Annotated in this window: 15 protein-coding genes and 1 pseudogene; 7 read left to right on the top strand and 9 right to left on the bottom strand. The window is 52.0% G+C overall.

Going from position 1 to position 19138, the window contains the following annotated elements; genetic code table 11:
• The first annotated feature begins 10 nt into the window (after nt 1–10).
• Genes rhmD through N7E69_RS00810 form a run of 4 tightly spaced genes read left to right on the top strand, consistent with a single transcriptional unit; the run spans nt 11 to nt 3572 of the window.
• The gene (gene rhmD / locus N7E69_RS00825; protein WP_001530644.1) at nt 11–1216 is read left to right on the top strand and encodes an L-rhamnonate dehydratase; all 1206 of its coding nucleotides are present in this window, start codon (nt 11–13) and stop codon (nt 1214–1216) included.
• Nucleotides 1217–1271: 55 nt separating this feature from the next.
• Entirely contained in the window at nt 1272–2561 is a 1290-nt protein-coding gene (locus tag N7E69_RS00820) for an MFS transporter (RefSeq protein WP_000028935.1), read from the top strand.
• 25 nt (nt 2562–2586) lie between these two features.
• Nucleotides 2587–3390 carry a 2-keto-3-deoxy-L-rhamnonate aldolase gene (gene yfaU / locus N7E69_RS00815; RefSeq protein ID WP_000992942.1) on the top strand — a complete coding sequence of 268 codons (804 nt, stop codon included), beginning with the start codon at nt 2587–2589 and terminating at the stop codon, nt 3388–3390.
• 5 nt (nt 3391–3395) lie between these two features.
• Nucleotides 3396–3572: a hypothetical protein gene (locus N7E69_RS00810; protein WP_001112763.1), complete on the top strand. Its 177-nt coding sequence runs from the start codon at nt 3396–3398 to the stop codon at nt 3570–3572.
• A 109-nt stretch (nt 3573–3681) separates the two neighbouring features.
• On the opposite strand, the pseudogene sseL reads toward N7E69_RS00810, so the two are convergent.
• From sseL to glpA, 4 genes and pseudogenes are all read right to left on the bottom strand, one after another.
• A pseudogene (gene sseL, locus N7E69_RS00805) lies at nt 3682–4704 on the bottom strand (SPI-2 type III secretion system effector deubiquitinase SseL).
• A 425-nt stretch (nt 4705–5129) separates the two neighbouring features.
• Nucleotides 5130–6320, bottom strand: a complete 1191-nt coding sequence (glpC, locus tag N7E69_RS00800) for an anaerobic glycerol-3-phosphate dehydrogenase subunit GlpC (protein WP_001285734.1) — start codon at nt 6318–6320, stop codon at nt 5130–5132.
• Nucleotides 6317–7576, bottom strand: a complete 1260-nt coding sequence (gene glpB / locus N7E69_RS00795; protein ID WP_261743181.1) for a glycerol-3-phosphate dehydrogenase subunit GlpB — start codon at nt 7574–7576, stop codon at nt 6317–6319. The genes glpC and glpB overlap by 4 nt, the downstream gene beginning before the upstream one ends.
• Complete coding sequence (gene glpA / locus N7E69_RS00790) at nt 7566–9194, bottom strand: anaerobic glycerol-3-phosphate dehydrogenase subunit A (protein WP_039506969.1); 1629 nt, start codon at nt 9192–9194, stop codon at nt 7566–7568. The genes glpB and glpA overlap by 11 nt, the downstream gene beginning before the upstream one ends.
• A 272-nt stretch (nt 9195–9466) precedes the next feature.
• Between glpA and glpT the strand changes: the two genes are divergently transcribed.
• Complete coding sequence (gene glpT, locus N7E69_RS00785; protein WP_000948739.1) at nt 9467–10825, top strand: glycerol-3-phosphate transporter; 1359 nt, start codon at nt 9467–9469, stop codon at nt 10823–10825.
• A 4-nt stretch (nt 10826–10829) separates the two neighbouring features.
• Nucleotides 10830–11900, top strand: a complete 1071-nt coding sequence (gene glpQ / locus N7E69_RS00780) for a glycerophosphodiester phosphodiesterase (RefSeq protein WP_001195116.1) — start codon at nt 10830–10832, stop codon at nt 11898–11900.
• A 115-nt stretch (nt 11901–12015) separates the two neighbouring features.
• On the opposite strand, the gene N7E69_RS00775 is transcribed toward glpQ, so the two are convergent.
• The gene (locus N7E69_RS00775) at nt 12016–12894 is read right to left on the bottom strand and encodes a LysR family transcriptional regulator (RefSeq protein WP_000176719.1); all 879 of its coding nucleotides are present in this window, start codon (nt 12892–12894) and stop codon (nt 12016–12018) included.
• Between the two features lie 161 nt (nt 12895–13055).
• Here N7E69_RS00775 and N7E69_RS00770 point away from each other — a divergent pair, with 161 nt between their 5' ends.
• Complete coding sequence (locus N7E69_RS00770; protein WP_000660247.1) at nt 13056–14246, top strand: MFS transporter; 1191 nt, start codon at nt 13056–13058, stop codon at nt 14244–14246.
• A gap of 1 nt (nt 14247) precedes the next feature.
• Here N7E69_RS00770 and yfaE read toward each other — a convergent pair whose 3' ends face one another.
• The 4 genes from yfaE to ubiG form a co-directional block, all read right to left on the bottom strand.
• Nucleotides 14248–14502 (bottom strand): ferredoxin-like diferric-tyrosyl radical cofactor maintenance protein YfaE, encoded by a 255-nt coding sequence (gene yfaE, locus N7E69_RS00765; protein ID WP_000533921.1) that lies wholly within the window; start codon nt 14500–14502, stop codon nt 14248–14250.
• Nucleotides 14502–15632 carry a class Ia ribonucleoside-diphosphate reductase subunit beta gene (gene nrdB / locus N7E69_RS00760; RefSeq protein ID WP_000332026.1) on the bottom strand — a complete coding sequence of 377 codons (1131 nt, stop codon included), beginning with the start codon at nt 15630–15632 and terminating at the stop codon, nt 14502–14504. Before nrdB ends, yfaE begins: the two co-directional genes overlap by 1 nt.
• A 112-nt stretch (nt 15633–15744) precedes the next feature.
• The gene (gene nrdA, locus N7E69_RS00755; protein WP_001076494.1) at nt 15745–18030 is read right to left on the bottom strand and encodes a class 1a ribonucleoside-diphosphate reductase subunit alpha; all 2286 of its coding nucleotides are present in this window, start codon (nt 18028–18030) and stop codon (nt 15745–15747) included.
• Nucleotides 18031–18385: 355 nt separating this feature from the next.
• A complete protein-coding gene (ubiG, locus tag N7E69_RS00750) occupies nt 18386–19114 on the bottom strand; it encodes a bifunctional 2-polyprenyl-6-hydroxyphenol methylase/3-demethylubiquinol 3-O-methyltransferase UbiG (protein WP_001091009.1) in 729 nt (242 codons plus the stop codon).
• Nucleotides 19115–19138: the final 24 nt, after the last annotated feature.

Raw genomic sequence — 19138 nt, 5'->3', positions numbered from 1 at the left:
GGAGAATATTATGACTCTTCCTAAAATTAAACACGTTCGAGCCTGGTTTATTGGGGGCGCTACCGCAGAGAAAGGGGCTGGCGGCGGGGATTATCACGACCAGGGAGGAAATCACTGGATTGATGACCATATCGCCACTCCCATGAGCAAATATCGCGACTATGAGCAGTCTCGTCAGTCTTTTGGGATCAACGTGTTAGGGACGCTGATTGTCGAAGTAGAGGCGGAAAATGGGCAGACGGGGTTCGCCGTTTCGACAGCAGGGGAGATGGGCTGTTTTATCGTAGAAAAACATCTTAACCGGTTTATTGAAGGCAAATGCGTAAGCGATATCAAACTTATTCACGATCAGATGCTCGGCGCGACCATGTACTACTCCGGTTCCGGCGGTCTGGTGATGAACACGATTTCCTGTGTGGATCTGGCGTTGTGGGATTTGTTTGGCAAGGTGGTTGGGCTGCCGGTTTATAAATTGCTGGGCGGAGCGGTGCGCGATGAAATTCAGTTTTACGCCACCGGCGCACGCCCGGATCTGGCTAAAGAAATGGGCTTTATCGGCGGTAAAATGCCGACTCACTGGGGACCGCACGATGGTGATGCGGGGATCCGTAAAGATGCCGCGATGGTGGCGGATATGCGTGAAAAGTGCGGGCCGGATTTCTGGCTGATGCTCGACTGCTGGATGAGTCAGGATGTGAACTATGCGACTAAACTGGCTCACGCCTGTGCGCCATTTAATCTCAAATGGATTGAAGAGTGTCTGCCGCCGCAGCAGTATGAAGGCTATCGCGAATTAAAACGCAACGCGCCTGCAGGGATGATGGTTACCAGCGGCGAACACCATGGTACGCTGCAATCCTTCCGCACTCTGGCAGAAACCGGCATTGATATTATGCAGCCGGATGTTGGCTGGTGCGGCGGATTAACCACGCTGGTTGAGATCGCCGCGCTTGCCAAATCGCGCGGGCAACTGGTGGTGCCGCACGGTTCGTCTGTCTATTCGCACCATGCAGTTATTACTTTCACTAATACCCCTTTCAGCGAGTTCCTGATGACCAGCCCGGACTGCTCCACCCTGCGTCCGCAATTTGACCCGATTCTCCTGGATGAGCCGGTGCCGGTGAATGGACGCATTCATAAATCAGTGCTGGATAAGCCGGGCTTCGGCGTCGAGCTTAACCGTGACTGTCACTTGAAACGCCCTTATAGCCACTAATAACTCGTGCGTTGCCTTTGTACGGCAACGCCCTCATCCTGTTGAGGATATTGCTATGAGCATCACTTTACTTGACGGCGTAGTGAAGAAAAACCGCGCACGTTTAATTCCTTTTATGTTGGCGCTGTATGTACTGGCGTTTCTGGATCGTTCAAATATTGGTTTTGCCAAAGAGACCTATCAGATAGATACCGGGCTAAGTAATGAAGCCTACGCGCTAGGGGCCGGTATTTTCTTTGTGGTTTACGCTTTCCTTGGCGTACCGGCTAACCTGCTGATGCGCAAATTTGGCGCAAGAACCTGGATCGGCACGACTACCCTGCTGTGGGGCTTTCTCTCTGCTGCGATGGCCTGGGCGGATAGTGAAGCAAAATTTCTGATAATCCGCACGCTATTGGGCGCGGCGGAGGCTGGATTTTTCCCCGGCATGATCTATCTAACTTCACAATGGTTCCCGCAGCGTAACCGTGCCAGCATTATGGGGCTATTTTATATGGGCGCGCCGCTGGCGTTAACGTTGGGTTCGCCGCTCTCCGGCGCTCTGCTGGAGATGCATGGTTTTATGGGGCACCCGGGATGGTTCTGGATGTTCGTTATCGAAGGCCTACTGGCGATTGGCGCAGGGATATTCACCTTTTTCTGGCTTGATGACACTCCGCAGCAGGCGCGTTTTCTTAGCCTGGAAGAAAAGAACGCGCTTATCAGGCAACTGGCGAGCGAAGAAGAGAAAAAGGTCACGTCAAGGCTTGCGGATGCGCTGCGTAATGGACGCGTCTGGCAACTGGCTATTATTTATCTGACGATTCAGGTGGCGGTATACGGACTCATCTTTTTCCTGCCGACCCAGGTTGCCGCGCTATTGGGCACTAAAGTGGGCTTTACCGCTTCGGTGGTAACAGCGGTTTCCTGGGTGGCGGCTTTGCTTGGCACATGGCTTATTCCTCGCTACTCCGACCGTACCGGCGATCGCCGTAACGTTGCGGCAGTGACGCTACTGGCTGCGGGCATTGGCATTGGCCTGTCAGGTCTGGTTTCTCCGGTGCTCGCTATTCTGGCGCTCTGTGTTGCAGCAGTAGGATTTATTGCCGTTCAGCCCGTATTCTGGACCATGCCAACGCAGCTACTTTCCGGTACGGCTCTGGCGGCAGGAATTGGTTTCGTTAATCTGTTTGGCGCTGTGGGCGGTTTTATTGCCCCAATTCTGCGCGTAAAAGCGGAAACGTTGTTTGCCAGCGATGCGGCGGGCCTGCTGACGCTGGCCGGAGTCGCCATCATTGGCTCATTAATTATCTTCACGCTGAGCGTTAATCGTCCGGTGGCGCAATCTGGCGCTGCGCATCATTAATCTTATCTACGTTGTAAGGATCGCTATGAACGCATTGTTATCAAATCCTTTTAAAGAAGGATTACGTAAAGGGGATACGCAAATTGGTTTGTGGCTCAGTTCAACCACCTCTTATATGGCGGAGATTGCGGCGACGTCGGGTTATGACTGGTTGTTAATAGATGGCGAGCACGCGCCTAATACGGTGCAGGACTTGTATCATCAGTTACAGGCCATCGCCCCATACGCCAGCCAGCCGGTGATTCGCCCGATCGAGGGAAGTAAAGCGCTCATTAAACAGGTACTGGACATCGGGGCGCAAACGCTACTGATCCCGATGGTTGACACCGCAGAACAGGCGCGCCAGGTCGTTTCCGCTACCCGATACCCGCCGTTGGGGCAACGAGGCGTTGGCGCGAGCGTGGCGCGTGCGGCGCGCTGGGGAAGAATCGACAACTATATGGCACAGGCCAATGAGTCGCTCTGCCTGTTGGTGCAGGTTGAAAGCAAAGTGGCGCTGGAAAACCTTGACGCGATTCTGGAGGTTGAAGGCATTGATGGCGTCTTTATCGGTCCGGCAGATCTCTCTGCTTCATTGGGTTACCCCGATAATGCCGGACACCCGGAAGTGCAGCGGATCATTGAAGCGTGTATTTATCGTATTCGCGCCGCCGGAAAAGCGGCGGGTTTTTTGGCGGTCGATCCGACAATGGCGCAGAAATGTCTGGCGTGGGGCGCGAATTTTGTCGCGGTCGGGGTAGATACGATGCTCTACACCGAGGCGCTGGACAGCAGGTTGGCGATGTTTAAATCTGTTCAGTCAGTAAGCACGGCAAAACGTAGTTATTGAGAAAAATGCCGGATGGCACGTATGCCTTACGCATGCGTTTTAGCGCCTATCGGTATAGTCTGGCAATACGTCAGGAGGTCTGTGCGGTGATGGCGCTAAATATGCTGCGCCGTTGGCTTAATGGCGAGGACATTACCAGCGAGCATGGCTGGATAGACGTGGTTGAATCATTGACGGCATAGAACTTTTAGTGGGAAGGCCTGGCCTTCCCACCCTTATATACTTATAAATTCTTCGCAGAGCATCATTTCAGGATAAGAGCCTAATGGGATAGGCTCTAAGTACTCACCATTACTGGAGACTGTATTCATATATTTGCCGCCGGGTTTGGGTGTTAAATAGTGCTTGTTCCTCTACTGAAAGCGTTAAGAATTTTTCCGCAAATTCTCGTAGTGTGGTAACAGGATCGTTTTGTCCGGCATTCGATAAGAGTTGAATTGTATGGTAACAAAATAGACCACAGCCGTTGGGTACATTGTTCTGTAAATTCATTTCAATAAAATTAACCTCATCGCTTTCTGATATGCCTGCAATTTTGGCTGCTTCTATAATCTCTTGCTTAGTATTTTAATTTAAATCATAATAAGTATTAAATATAAGGCATTTTATTTTTTCTGCAAGTTTATAAAATAAACATATAAGCCAGTGATCTCCTGTATTTATCAGAAAGACTTCATTTTCAGATAATCCTGATTGAGCCATCTTTTCAAGTAGCTGAGTGCTTAATATATTTTCTTTGGTGGTAGGATGAATCAGCCCAATAGGATAGTTTACCGAGAGAAAAGGTGATTCTTGAACCAGACCTTGCGTTGCAGCTGCCAGCTCATCTGACGACAACATTCGCGCACTACACCAAAGATTTTCAACTCCTACCTGTTCTTGATCTGTCTGAGCGAACTGGTCGCCCATAATTTTATGTGCTATTCCTATTTTTTTAGAAAGGTCGGTTGTCGCGGAACCGGCCATATAAAGTAATCTGGAAGGGGCATGTAGCTTTTTCCACTCAGTGTTATTTTTTGTTATATCGTTATTGGCGATTTGATGTAATACAAGGCAAGCCTGATTGATTTTTTTGTCTATATCTGGTGATCCCGATCTTTTTCCGCTAAAGAGATCAAAAAGTAATTTCTCAACTTTATGTCCCAGGTCATCGTTGCGTAACGCAAGATTGCATAACAGATCAATACAATTCTGATTACCGTTCTCTACTTCGCCAATCAACAACGCAAGCGCCTCATCGCTCACATCTTCTGAATATAAACTGTGAAATTGCGGTGTGCTCAATCGGTAAAGTGAATTTACACATATATTCATTTTGCTCTGTTTCCTGGTAGGTGAAAGTAACGAATATGATGTCATGTATAATTATTTGTAAAAATATTATTGTTAGTGGGAGATATATTAAATCAGGCATAGACCTGATTTTATTATTATTCACATAACACTCAATTATTATTGGAGATATTCAGTTATCCCCCTCTTTAAAGGAGGCTGGTAACGCGGCGATACAAGAGATATTGCTCTATAAACAGTAACGTCGTTATCTGTCATGCCACCGTGGGTTAGCGGTCATGGTTAACCAAATAGGGCAGGTTATTGCAAAGAGACATCCGCGTTTATACCCAAAATAATCCGTAGCCAACACATAAGCAACTTGAAGTATGAAGGGTATATGTCTGATGGAAAATCGTCCCTGGTGAGTAGGGTAATAGCGCCGGAGGGGCTCCGGCGCTTTTTACTTAGCCGAGCGCCTGGGCCAGTAGCGTAATGGGGTGTTCGCAGCGTTTGCTTGTAGACATCTCAATTTGCCACTTACAGGTTTCACAATCGGTGACGACAATGTCGGCGCCGCTCTCTTCAATCTGGCGGAACAGCGGCGCGCCGATGGACTGTGATGTCGGATAGTTTTCCTTTTTAAATCCATACGTACCGGCAATGCCGCAGCACTGTGAATCAAGTACCGTCAATTCAAGCCCCGGAATTTGCCGCAACAGTTCAAGCGTGTAAAGCGTCCAGCCCATTTTTTCCATATGACACGGCGTATGGTAGACCACTTTCAGCGGCAAAGGATTAAGAGGCAGCGTTTTCCCGGCATCCAGTTTGCGCCATAGCCAGCGGGTGGCCAGCTCGATATGTTCGCGCAGCCCGGCGTTGTCCACATCCAGCACTTCAGGATATTCATCGCGCAACGCAAACGTACAGGTGGATGACGTGGCGATGACCGGAATACCTTTGACGGCAATCGCCTCGCGTAGCGACTCCACATTGCTGATAGCCTGCTTGCGAGCTTTATCCGTAAAACCGTTAGCGATCAGTGGTACGCCGCAACACTTCTCTTTACTCAGTAACTGTACGCCGGTACCCATTGCGTTCAGCACCTTAATCAGATCTTTTCCGAGCTGCGGGTGGTTGTAATTCACAGAACAGCCATGGAAAAAGGCGACCTGATCTTTGTATTTAGCCTGCTGCGCCGCCACGCTACGATACCAGCGGCGGAAGGTGCCGAAAGAGTATTTTGGTAAGGTGCGGCGATGATCGATTTTGAGCGCGTAATCAAGCAACTGGCGCACTGGCTTTAATGCGGTGGCGGTATTGACCACCGGCGCGAACGGCGTTGAAACGCTGCCCATCAGATCGGTATGGCTGAGAATAAAGTTACGCAATGACGGGCGCGTCGTATCGTATTTCGCGCGGGCGCGCTGGATGATATCGCCAATCTTCACGTCCGACGGACAGGCGACCTCACACCGTTTGCAGTTAATGCAATATTTCAGCGCCTCATCATACAGTGCGCCGTCTTTCAGACGCAGGCGTTCGCCATCCGGTCCGGCCTGTTTAGGGCCAGGGTAACCAGGATTAACGCGGCTGACCGGGCACGCGGTGGTGCACACCGTACATTTAATACAACTTTCAAAACGTGTGTCGCTCATTGCTGTTCTCCTGCACGCTCAGCGATATGGTGCGCGGCCTGGAGGGCGCTGACTGCGCAGACGCCGCCGCCGCATCCCTCAGCTATAGGATCGAATCCCGCCAGCACAGAACCTATTGCATACAGATTTTCTACCGTGTTGCCCGCAAGGGAGGGGCGGAAAGCGTCATCCGTCACGACGCCAAACTGCTGCCAGGGCTGTGGGTCGAAGAAATGTTGTTGATACCATTCGGCGCGGGTGGCCGTTTGCTGTACGTCGAGCCCTAAAATAGGTTCGCGGATCCCTTCGCGCTCGGCAACCAGACCGCTACTAAAGAAGCTACCGCTGGCAAGTACGGCAAAACGCGGGCGCAGTGGGATATCGGCATGGTTGCGGGTCCATATTTCGCTCACGATACCGTGACGGCAGGTGACTTTCTTCACTTCATCGCCCGGCATCCAGATGCCGCCCTGACGGACAAACTGGCGCTGGAGGTGATTGTGCAGACGAATACCGAGCACCGATGGCGGCAGCGTCGGCAGCAGCGTGAGCGCGCAGGGCAGACGTTCGTTAAGCCAGCGCCACAGCGTATCGTTCGCCAGCCCGAAACAGGCGGGCATGATGATCATGTCGCAGTTTGTCGCTATTGGCGACAGCGCGTCGTACAGCAGTGGCCATTTTTCTTCGTTATCAAGCAGACGCGCAATATTGACCGCGCGAAATTCCGTCGGGTTATCACGCAGTACGTCCAGTTCCGGAAGGTCGATTTCTGCGGTTTCCACGTTGAGGTCGCGTTGGCGCAGCGACGCTGCCGCAAGGTGCGCCTGGAAATCCAGTAATCCGCTAACGCCGACGACGCAAATTCGCTGTGCGGATAACGGCCAGACCGGTACTTCCGGCGAGCTAAGCCAGGTTGAACGCAATGTGCCAAGCGGCGTGACACGCTGGTGCGCCTGCTGTACGTCGCCGTATAACTGCGCGCCGCTGGCGTTAAGTAGCGTTTGCGCCTGTTGCGCCAGCGTAAGGACTTTTTGCGCGCCTAAACGCGAATAAGGATGTTCAGGCGCCTGGCGGCGCAGCGCATCAAGCCCGGCGGTAATGTCGGTCACCGGTTGGCCGTCGGGCAGGGCGCTGAGTAGATCCAGCGAGCCGGAGGAAAAATGCAGCGCGCTTTGTCCGCGGGTGACGATGGCGCAGCGTAATCCATGCTGCTGGAGTTGCAGTCCGCATAGCAAACCGGCGAGACCGCCGCCCATAATAACCGTATCAAATTTCATCCTGGTGCTCCTTCTCCAGACCGCATAATCCCTGATAAACCCAGCGCGTGAATTCGCTTTCGCGCAGCGCGTCTCCCCAGGCGACAGGTTGTACGCCTTTCCAGCGCTCATTCAGAAATTCAGAGAGTTGCGTAATAGATTGCGCCGCGGTCGTTACATTAAAACGCTGCAATAGCCCGGCCGCGCGGCAGGCGCACAGTTCGCCCTGGCAAGTGCCCATCCCTACGCGGGTGCGACGGCGCAGATCCAGCAGGCTATTCACGGTTAAGTTTTCGACGGCATACTGCACTTCCCCCGCCGTGACGGCCTCGCATTCACAGACCAGGCTACGGTGTTGGCGGCCTTCACTCAGCCACCCCGGCGTGCGATCGCCATGCCGATAAACCGCCGATCCGCGTAGCGGCGCGGGAAGCGAGATAATGCGTTTCAGCGTATGTTCTGTAGACTCTTTTGAGCCAGGCAACGGCGTATCCGCCGTGATGCAGGGGCGAGTATTGCCCAACTTGCGGCACACGGCATCGGTCGCCCATTCCGCCATCAGGCGGTAAGTCATTAGCTTCCCGCCGGTAATGGTAATGAAGCCATCAAGCCCGTCGCGTTCGGCGTGGTCGAACAACACAATACCGCGGCTGACGTTACGACCGCTGGGATCGTCATCGCTGGCCACCAGCGGGCGGACGCCGGAATACGCGCGCAGAATACGCGTCTTCGCCATGACAGGGGCCAGTTTTTCCCCTTCACGCAGCAGGATATCGACTTCATCTGCGGTGACGCGGTTGCTGTCTATCTCATTGTAATCAATATGGGTAGAGGTGGTGCCGATCAGTGAAATCGTATCGCCAGGTACCAGAATGTCGGCATCCGATGGTTTCCGGCAGCGGTTAATGACATGCTGGTTGATCCGATGGTCCATGATCAACAGCGAGCCTTTCGCCGGGAACATGCGAATACTCAGGTCGGCGTATTCGGCGATCCGTTGCCCCCAGATACCTGCCGCATTGACCACCACCGGCGCGTGAAGCGTCTGAGTTTCGCCAGTGAGATGGTTGCGCACATGGACGCCGCAGACCGTTGCGCCTTCACGAATGAGCCCGGTCACTTCATGCGCCGTTAACACGATTGCGCCATGTTCTCTGGCATCCAGCATATTGGCGGCGGTAAGGCGGAAAGGGTCCACGGTGCCATCCGGCACTTTTACCGCACCGATGAGCGCAGGGTTAACGGAAGGTTCGATGATGCGAGCCTGCTGCGGATCGATGGCTTCAGCGCGAATGCCCGCCGCTTCACAGGCGCGAATAAAGGTGGCCTGAAACGCAAGATCATCTTCCGGCAACGTAATAAACAGACCATCCGTCGGTTCGACGCAATGGCGGGCGATCCGTTTTAAAATCTGGTTTTCACTAATGCACTCGCGCGCGGATTCCACGTCGGTAACCGCATAACGAGCGCCGCTGTGCAGCAGCCCGTGGTTACGCCCGGTCGCGCCGGTCGCTATATCATGCCGCTCCACCAGAATGACACGTAAACCGCGCAGCGCGCAGTCGCGGGCGATCCCTGCGCCTGTTGCTCCACCGCCAATGATAATCACGTCACTTGCTTGCGAGTCGCGAGTTTTCATTGTTTTTCCTCACAGTTCGTTTTTTATCATTTAGCCATACAAATCATATGGAATGTTTGATTTCGCGCATAATCGCTCACTATTCGAAAATGAAACGTGATTTCGTGCGCCTTTCTGAACATTAGTCATAAATCTGTAACAATATGTGCTGTAATTCACATTAACGTGACGTATCTTTACTTAACATCGCGGCCACACTGGGAGCAGCGGGGTTGTTTGAACGAACTGCGGTGTTTACCTCTAAATAAAATATGGGCCACGGAGGCTACAATATGTTGAGTATTTTTAAACCAGCGCCGCATAAAGCGCGCTTGCCAGCGGCGGAGATTGATCCGACCTATCGCCGATTACGCTGGCAGATTTTCCTGGGGATATTCTTTGGCTATGCCGCGTATTATCTGGTGCGCAAGAACTTTGCCCTCGCGATGCCCTACCTGGTAGAACAGGGTTTTTCACGCGGCGATCTGGGTTTTGCGCTGTCCGGGATTTCCATCGCTTATGGTTTTTCGAAATTTATAATGGGTTCGGTGTCCGATCGCTCGAATCCGCGCGTTTTCCTGCCGGCAGGGTTGATTCTGGCCGCAGCAGTCATGTTGTTTATGGGCTTTGTACCGTGGGCGACATCCAGCATCGCCGTGATGTTTGTGCTGTTGTTCCTTTGCGGCTGGTTCCAGGGGATGGGGTGGCCGCCGTGCGGACGTACGATGGTTCACTGGTGGTCGCAGAAAGAGCGCGGCGGCATTGTGTCGGTCTGGAACTGCGCGCATAACGTCGGCGGCGGGATCCCGCCACTGCTGTTCCTGCTGGGGATGGCGTGGTTTAACGACTGGAAAGCGGCGCTCTATATGCCAGCTTTTGGCGCGATTGTGGTGGCGCTGTTCGCTTTCGCAATGATGCGCGATACGCCGCAATCCTGCGGTCTGCCGCCTATCGAAGAGTATAAAAACGACTATCCGGACGACTACAACGAAAAAGCGGAAGAAGAGCTGACTGCGAAGCAGATCTTCATGCAGTACGTACTGCCAAACAAACTGTTGTGGTACATCGCTATCGCCAACGTGTTCGTCTACCTGCTGCGCTACGGTATCCTCGACTGGTCGCCGACCTACCTGAAAGAAGTGAAGCATTTCGCACTGGATAAATCCTCCTGGGCATATTTCCTCTATGAATACGCGGGTATTCCGGGCACGCTACTGTGTGGCTGGATGTCGGATAAAGTCTTCCGCGGCAACCGTGGCGCGACCGGCGTGTTCTTTATGACCCTGGTCACTATTGCGACCATCGTTTACTGGATGAACCCGGCAGGGAACCCGAACGTTGATATGGCTTGTATGATTATCATCGGCTTCCTGATCTACGGCCCGGTAATGTTGATCGGTCTGCACGCGCTGGAACTGGCGCCGAAAAAAGCGGCGGGTACGGCGGCGGGCTTTACCGGTCTGTTTGGTTATCTGGGCGGTTCTGTCGCTGCAAGCGCCATTGTGGGTTATACCGTTGACTTCTTCGGTTGGGATGGCGGCTTTATGGTGATGATTGGCGGCAGCATTCTGGCGGTAATCCTGCTGGTGGTCGTGATGATTGGCGAAAAACGCCATCATGATGAGCTGCAGTTAAAACGCAACGGAGGCTAATAACATGCAAACCACACTGAAAAACCTTAGCGTGGCGTTAATGTTGGCAGGAATGACCATCGGAAGCGGCGCCGTGGCGGCTGAAAAAGTCGTTATCGCCCACCGTGGCGCCAGCGGTTATCTGCCGGAGCATACGCTACCGGCGAAAGCGATGGCGTATGCGCAAGGGGCAGATTATCTGGAACAGGATTTAGTGATGACAAAGGACGACCATCTGGTCGTCCTCCATGACCACTACCTTGACCGGGTGACTGACGTCGCTGACCGTTTTCCGGACCGGGCGCGTAAAGATGGGCGCTATTACGCTATCGATTTTACGCTGGATGAAATTAAATCCCTGAAGTTTACCGAAGGGTTTGATATTGAAAACGGCAAAAAAGTACAAACTTATCCGGGCCATTTCCCGATGGGAAAATCTGATTTCCGCATTCATACCTTTGAAGAGGAAATTGAATTCGTTCAGGGATTAAATCATTCTACCGGTAAAAATATCGGCATTTATCCGGAAATTAAAGCGCCGTGGTTCCATCATCAGGAAGGGAAAGATATTGCCGCGAAAACGCTGGAAGTGCTGAAGAAGTATGGTTACACCGGCAAGCAGGACAATGTCTATTTGCAGTGTTTTGATGTCGCTGAGCTGAAACGTATTAAGAATGAACTGGAACCCAAAATGGGGATGGATCTCAATCTGGTTCAACTTATTGCGTATACCGACTGGAATGAAACACAGCAGAAACAGCCGGACGGTCGTTGGGTAAATTACAACTACGACTGGATGTTTAAGCCGGGCGCTATGAAGCAGGTGGCGGAATATGCGGACGGTATTGGTCCGGATTACCATATGCTGGTTGCGGAAGGCTCAACGAAAGGGAATATCAAGCTGACTGGAATGGTGCAGGACGCGCATCAGAATAAGATGGTAGTGCATCCTTACACTGTGCGTGCCGATCAATTGCCGGACTATGCCACAGACGTCAATCAGTTGTACGACATCCTGTATAACAAGGCGGGCGTCGACGGGCTGTTCACCGACTTCCCGGATAAGGCGGTCATGTTTCTGCAAAAAAATGACTAAAGGTATGCCATAGTAGAAGTGAAGCGCCGGATGAGGACATAAACGCCTCATCCGGCCTGGCGCAACGTTTGCCAGCGTAAGTCTGATAAACGCAATGTCATCAGGCGGTGTTGTTTTATAGCAAACCCTCATCGGTCAGTGTTTCCATACATTTTTGTAATAAAAATAGCGGGCTTCCTTCTACCGGCGGTTCTTTTGCTAACAGGGAAATTTGTCGATAAAAGGTGGGTTCCAGCGCCACGGAGCATAATTTTCCTGTCGTGGCTTTTAAGGTTAATTCTGGCAATAAGGCGATACCTAATCCCTGGCGAATAAAATTCAGCGCAGTATCGGGATGGTTAAATTCATATTTAAATATCGGCTCAATACCCTTTTCTTTAAACAACGCCATAATGCTTAATTCATAACGACCTTTACTGACAATAAGTGGTTCGTCCATCAGTTCTTCGACCGTGACTGTACTATTGGCCGCCAGGGGATGATTTTCAGGCACCACTACGGTGAATTTATCCCGGTAAATGGGGACGCAATACATGCCGTTGACCGGAAAAGGAACGAAACCGGCATCAATACTTCCGTCCTGCAGCGAATCAATAATAGCCGTACTGTTCTCTTCATAGGGGATAATTTTTACATTTGGATGATGGCTTTCAAAATAGCGAATGACGCCGGGTAAAATGCAGGCGCAGGCGCTGGGAAAACAGCCAATCCGTAGCGTACGGGCCGGGTTCTTTTTTTCTTGTTCGGCAATCTCTTTTACCGCGTTGACGTCGCGCTGGATCGCGCGTAAGTGCCTGACGATGCGGCTACCGGCGGCGGTAAGCTCAATCTCTTTACGACGCTCACGAATCAATATGTCAACGCCGAGCTCCTCCTCAAGCGCGGAGATGGCCTGGCTGACGGCGGATTGCGTCATGTATAGCCGTTTGCTGGCTTCGGTAAATCCGCCGTACTCCAGTACGGCAAGCAGGGCGTGGATTTGGGTTAGTGTCATTAGTAAAACCTAATCAATATAATTAAAACGATTAATTTTTCTAATAGAGTGCACTTGTTTATACTGTGATTCTATCGAATACATCACATTTTGACGCACCTGATAGGTGTTCAGTTGAGCTGAGCGTTGCCTGCGTGCGCCATCTGAGCGGGTCGTTAAGAATGAAAGAAAAATTATGGACGAAGGATTTTTGGGCAATCACCATAGTCAGTTTTATTATCTTTTTTGTTTTTTATGTACTGCTAACTTTATTACCCATTTATATCGCTGACCGCCTGCATGCTTCTGCAGATAAGGCCGGGCTGTTAGTGACATGTTTCCTGGCCGCGGCAATTGTTATTCGGCCGTTTGCCGGGCAGTGGGTGGGAAAATATTCGAATAAAAAGATTCTGGTGCTCTCTTCTCTGGCTTTTTTGGTGATTACTGCGCTGTATCCGGTTTGCCATTCTATCGAGTCGCTGCTCTTTATCCGCGTACTTCATGGGATTACGTTTGGTGTTATTACCACGGTAAAAGGAACTATTTCAGCGCGGTTAATTCCGGCCTCCCGACGTGGAGAGGGCATCAGCTTTTTCTCTTTAGCGATGGGCCTGGCGATGGTCGTAGGACCGTGGATCGGTTTGAATATGGCCCGCTGGAACGCGTTCACTGCCGCATTCTGGCTTTGTTCCGCTGTAGCGGCGTTAGGGATTGTACTTTCCCTGATTGTGACGGTCCCTCCGGTAATTCGTCATGCCGATGGTTCGAAACCGAATCTGGGTTTTGCCGCGATGTTTGACCGCGCCGCCTTGCCTTTTGCGCTGGTCACCTTTTTTATGACTTTCTCCTATGCCGGCGTGTCGGCTTTCCTGGCGCTGTATGCGCGTGAGCTGGATTTAATGGCGGCGGCCAGTAATTTCCTGCTGTGCTACGCGATTTTCCTGATGATATGCCGTACCTTCACCGGGAATATTTGTGATAAAAAAGGGCCGAAATACGTTGTTTTCCCATGTCTGTTGGCTTTTACCATCGGTCTGGTGGCGCTGGGCTACACCAATGGCAGCATCATGATGATTATTTCCGGCGGTCTCATCGGTATCGGCTACGGTTCGGTCACGCCGGTTTTCCAGACGCAAATTATCAGCTCGGTTGAACCGCATAAAATCGGCGTGGCGAATTCACTGTTCTTTAACGCGATGGATGCCGGAATGGCGATTGGCGCCTTTATCATGGGAATGATGGTTGAGTCGGTTGGCTATCGTATGATTTATGTCGCTGGCGCGGTGCTGGTGGTACTCGCTGGCGCACTGTATGCCGTGCAGATGAAAAAACGTGGCGTGATGCCTTTGGTTTCCACCAGCGAGTTGCACTGAGTTACATCTCGATTTCGATATCGCCTTTTGCCCTGCAGCAGCAGGGCAAAATCTCTCCCGGCTGGATAAACGCTAAAGGTTCCGTAATCCAGTCAACCTGACCGGCAACCAGCCGGGTACGACAGGAGCCGCAATAACCTTCGCGGCACTGATACTCCACCTCAACGTTATGCGATTCCAGCGCGGCCAGCAGAGAAGGGTGTTCATCCTGGCACAGCAGCTGTGTGCCAGTGATACGCAGCGTGACGCGTCCCATCAGAGCTGGAAATTACTCAGATCGTCGGTATCGACTTCCGAATCGATTTGTCCGACCAGATAAGAGCTAACTTCCACTTCCTGTGGCGCGACCTGAACGTTATCGGACACCAGCCAGGTATTGATCCACGGGATTGGGTTGGAGCGGGTCTGGAACGGCAGATCCAGCCCCACCGCCTGCATACGAATATTAGTAATATATTCAACGTATTGGCACAGGATATCTTTATTCAGGCCGATCATCGAACCGTCGCGGAACAGATAGTCCGCCCATTCTTTTTCCTGCTGCGCCGCCTGCACGAACAGGTCATAACATTCCTGTTTACACTCTTCGGCGATTTCCGCCATCTCCGGGTCGTCCACGCCGCTACGCAACAGGTTCAGCATATGTTGCGTGCCGGTCAGATGCAGAGCTTCGTCACGGGCGATCAGACGGATAATTTTGGCGTTGCCTTCCATCAGTTCACGCTCGGCAAATGCGAAAGAGCAGGCGAAGCTGACGTAGAAGCGGATGGCTTCCAGCGCGTTCACGCTCATCAGGCACAGATACAGTTTTTTCTTCAGCTCACGCAGATTCACGACAACCGTTTTGCCATTAACGGTATGGGTGCCTTCACCGAGCAGGTGCCAGTAACTGGTCATCTCAATAAGTTCGTCGTAGTAGGCGGAGATACCTTCGGCGCGCTTCTGAATTTGCTCATTGGTCACGATATCGTCAAACACGACCGCCGGATCGTTGACGATGTTACGAATAATGTGGGTATAGGATCGTGAGTGAATCGTCTCAGAAAACGCCCAGGTCTCTACCCACGTCTCCAGCTCCGGGATGGAAATGAGCGGCAGCAGGGCGACGTTCGGGCTACGTCCCTGAATGGAATCCAGCAGCGTCTGGTATTTGAGGTTGCTGATGAAGATATGTTTTTCGTGCTCCGGCAACGCCTGATAATCGATACGATCGCGGGAGACGTCGACCTCTTCCGGACGCCAGAAGAAAGAGAGCTGTTTTTCGATCAGTTTTTCGAAGATGTCATATTTCTGCTGGTCATAGCGTGCAACGTTGACCGGCTGGCCAAAGAACATGGGTTCCTTGAGCTGATCGTTTTTCGTCTGTGAAAAAGTGGTGTATGCCATTGAAGTGAATCCTTTATGGGATGAGCGCCGGATGGCGGCGCAAGCGCCTTATCCGGCCTACAAACCGTACAATCGTAGGCCGGGTAAGCATAGCGCTACCCGGCACTATTCATCAGATCTTACAAGCGCCGCTTTCGCAGCCATCGTCCTGAATAGAAGGCGCCAAATCGTCCTGCGCATCTTCCGCGCCGTCGCGGGTATTTTGATAGTACAGAGTTTTCACGCCAAACTTATACGCGGTGAGCAAATCTTTCAGCAGTTGCTGCATCGGCACTTTTCCTGACGGGAAACGTGACGGATCGTAGTTGGTATTGGCGGAAATCGACTGATCGATAAACTTCTGCATGATACCCACCAGTTGCAGATAACCGTCGTTGTTCGGCATCTCCCACAACAGTTCGTAAGCGTCTTTCAGATGCTCATAATCCGGCACGACCTGACGCAAAATACCGTCTTTCGAGGCCTTGATGCTGACGTAGCCGCGCGGCGGCTCAATGCCGTTGGTGGCGTTGGAGATCTGGGACGACGTTTCCGACGGCATTAGCGCCGATAGCGTGGAGTTACGCAGACCGTGGGTTTTGATCGACTCACGCAGCTGTTCCCAGTCGTAGTGCAGCGGTTCGTTGACGATCGCATCCAGATCTTTTTTGTAGGTGTCGATCGGCAAAATGCCTTTTGCATAGGTGGTTTCGTTGAACCATGGGCAGGCGCCTTGCTCTTTCGCCAGTTCGTTGGACGCTTTAAGCAGATAGTACTGAATGGCTTCGAAGGTTTTATGCGTCAGATTATTGGCGCTGCCGTCGGAATAACGCTTACCGTTTTTCGCCAGCCAGTAGGCGAAGTTAATCACGCCAATGCCCAGCGTACGACGGCCCATTGCGCCGCGTTTGGCAGCCGGAATCGGGTAATCCTGATAATCGAGCAGAGCATCCAAAGCGCGTACTGCCAGAATAGCCAGTTCTTCCAGCTCGTCCAGAGTTTTAATGGCGCCCAGGTTGAATGCAGACAGCGTACACAACGCAATTTCGCCGTTTTCATCGTTGACATCGTTCAGCGGTTTGGTCGGCAGGGCAATCTCCAGACACAGGTTAGACTGGCGTACCGGGGCGACAACCGGATCGAACGGACTGTGAGTATTGCAGTGGTCAACGTTCTGGATATAGATACGACCGGTAGAGGCGCGTTCCTGCATCATCAGCGAGAACAGTTCGACCGCTTTCACACGCTGTTTGCGGATGCTGTCGTCGTTTTCATATTTCACGTACAGGCGTTCGAATTCGTCCTGGTCGGCGAAGAACGCATCGTATAGCCCGGGTACATCGGACGGACTGAACAGCGTAATGTCGCCGCCCTTCAGCAGGCGGGTGTACATCAGTTTGTTGATCTGTACGCCGTAGTCCATGTGACGTACGCGGTTACCTTCCACGCCACGGTTGTTTTTCAGTACCAGCAGGCTTTCCACTTCCAGGTGCCACATCGGGTAGAACAGTGTCGCCGCGCCGCCGCGCACGCCGCCCTGCGAGCAGGATTTCACCGCCGTCTGGAAGTGCTTGTAGAACGGAATACAGCCGGTGTGGAACGCTTCGCCGCCACGAATCGGGCTACCCAGCGCACGAATGCGTCCCGCGTTGATGCCGATACCGGCGCGCTGAGAAACGTATTTCACAATCGCGCTGGAGGTGGCGTTGATGGAATCCAGACTGTCGCCACACTCGATCAGTACGCAGGAGCTGAACTGACGGGTCGGGGTACGCACGCCGGACATGATGGGCGTCGGCAGCGAGATTTTGAACGTAGAGACCGCATCGTAAAAACGTTTTACATAGTCAAGACGCGTTTCACGCGGGTAGTTCGAGAACAGGCAGGCCGCTACCAGAATGTAGAGGAACTGCGCGCTTTCATAGATTTCACCGGTCACGCGGTTTTGCACCAGATATTTCCCTTCCAGCTGCTTAACGGCAGCGTAGGAGAAGGTCATATCGCGATCGTGAACGATAAACGAATCCATCTGCTTGAACTCTTCTTCCGTGTAGTCTTCCAGCAGATGATTGTCGTATTTGCCAAGCTCAACCATTTTTACCACATGGTGGTAAAGTGCGGGCGGCTCAAACTGGCCGAAGGCTTTCTTACGCAGGTGGAAAATCGCCAGACGCGCAGCCAGGTATTGATAATCCGGCGCATCGCGAGAGATCAGGTCTGCGGCGGCCTTAATGATAGTTTCATGGATATCGGAGGTCTTAATCCCATCATAAAACTGAATATGCGAGCGTAGCTCGACCTGAGAAACCGATACGTTATTCAGTCCTTCTGCCGCCCAATCAAGCACGCGATGAATTTTGTCGAGATTGATGCGCTCAGTACGGCCGTCACGCTTTGTCACCAGCAGACTCTGATTCATGTGGTTTTCTACCTGTTTACCTGTCCGTGAAAGAAAAATATCCCCCCGCTTATCCACAACGCCACGTTGTGACTAACTCTGTGGATAAATACTATATATAGGGGGTAATCGATAAGTGAAACGCTATATGGTGAGTATTCTAGTAGGGATTCTTTTGAGTACAAGAGTTGATTTTGGCGTTAAATTGCGGTTGTAAAAGAGTAAGAATCGCTAAATGCGCGTCTGATAAGGCCTGGAGAGGATGTCAACAATTCATAAAAAAAAATCAAAATTTGATCGAATGCTGATTTCTTCATCGAAGAGAAAGGTTGCGCCCGATGATCTAACGCAACCCTTATAGGAAAATTCTTTGATGTCAGGCTTTTTTAGCGCGGGTATGCAACATGTAGTTAACGTCTACTCCGGGACCGAGTTTGAAAGTATTGGTTATCGGGTTGTAGTGCAGCCCGGTGATATGTTGCTCTTTCAGGACGGTTTCATCTACCCAGCTTAACAGTTCAGCAGGCTTAATGAATTTCTTCACGTCGTGCGTGCCTTTTGGCACCATGCGCAGAATATACTCAGCGCCGACGACCGCCATCAGCCAGGATTTCCCATTGCGGTTCAACGTTGAGAAGAACACCTCGCCGCCGGGTTTAACCAGTTGGGCGCAGGCGTGGACGACCGATTGCGGATCGGGAACGTGCTCCAGCATTTCCATACAGGTGACGACGTCGTATTGCTGGGCGTGTTTTGCCGCATGTTCCTCAACCGTCTCCTGCACGTACTCTACCTCGATGCCGCTTTCCAGCGCATGCAGTTTGGCGACCTGCAAAGGCTCAAAGCCCATATCCAGCCCGGTGACGGTTGCGCCTTCGCGCGCCATGCTCTCCGCCAGAATACCGCCGCCGCAGCCGACGTCGAGCACCTTTTTACCAAACAGGCCGCCTGAGCGCTCAGTAATGTAGCCAAGGCGTAGGGGGTTGATACGATGCAATGGCTTGAATTCGCCCTCCAGATCCCACCAGCGCGACGCGACGGCTTCGAATTTGGCGATTTCATTATGGTCAACGTTGTGAGCTACCGACGGTTTTTCAGTGTTCATGAGTACATGAGATTCCGCTATTGA

This window comes from Salmonella sp. 3C (genome assembly GCF_025426275.1).
Taxonomy (GTDB): domain Bacteria; phylum Pseudomonadota; class Gammaproteobacteria; order Enterobacterales; family Enterobacteriaceae; genus Salmonella; species Salmonella enterica.
This window is presented reverse-complemented; position numbering and strand designations above follow the sequence as displayed.

Excerpts from the sequence above, each read along its gene's own strand:
- glpA (WP_039506969.1), bottom strand. The coding sequence starts at position 9,194 with ATGAAAACTCGCGACTCGCAAGCAAGTGACGTGATTATCATTGGCGGT.
- N7E69_RS00810 (WP_001112763.1), top strand. The coding sequence starts at position 3,396 with ATGCCGGATGGCACGTATGCCTTACGCATGCGTTTTAGCGCCTATCGG.
- nrdA (WP_001076494.1), bottom strand. The coding sequence starts at position 18,030 with ATGAATCAGAGTCTGCTGGTGACAAAGCGTGACGGCCGTACTGAGCGC.
- glpQ (WP_001195116.1), top strand. The coding sequence starts at position 10,830 with ATGCAAACCACACTGAAAAACCTTAGCGTGGCGTTAATGTTGGCAGGA.
- N7E69_RS00770 (WP_000660247.1), top strand. The coding sequence starts at position 13,056 with ATGAAAGAAAAATTATGGACGAAGGATTTTTGGGCAATCACCATAGTC.
- rhmD (WP_001530644.1), top strand. The coding sequence starts at position 11 with ATGACTCTTCCTAAAATTAAACACGTTCGAGCCTGGTTTATTGGGGGC.
- glpC (WP_001285734.1), bottom strand. The coding sequence starts at position 6,320 with ATGAGCGACACACGTTTTGAAAGTTGTATTAAATGTACGGTGTGCACC.
- glpB (WP_261743181.1), bottom strand. The coding sequence starts at position 7,576 with ATGAAATTTGATACGGTTATTATGGGCGGCGGTCTCGCCGGTTTGCTA.
- ubiG (WP_001091009.1), bottom strand. The coding sequence starts at position 19,114 with ATGAACACTGAAAAACCGTCGGTAGCTCACAACGTTGACCATAATGAA.
- yfaU (WP_000992942.1), top strand. The coding sequence starts at position 2,587 with ATGAACGCATTGTTATCAAATCCTTTTAAAGAAGGATTACGTAAAGGG.
- N7E69_RS00775 (WP_000176719.1), bottom strand. The coding sequence starts at position 12,894 with ATGACACTAACCCAAATCCACGCCCTGCTTGCCGTACTGGAGTACGGC.
- glpT (WP_000948739.1), top strand. The coding sequence starts at position 9,467 with ATGTTGAGTATTTTTAAACCAGCGCCGCATAAAGCGCGCTTGCCAGCG.
- yfaE (WP_000533921.1), bottom strand. The coding sequence starts at position 14,502 with ATGGGACGCGTCACGCTGCGTATCACTGGCACACAGCTGCTGTGCCAG.
- nrdB (WP_000332026.1), bottom strand. The coding sequence starts at position 15,632 with ATGGCATACACCACTTTTTCACAGACGAAAAACGATCAGCTCAAGGAA.
- N7E69_RS00820 (WP_000028935.1), top strand. The coding sequence starts at position 1,272 with ATGAGCATCACTTTACTTGACGGCGTAGTGAAGAAAAACCGCGCACGT.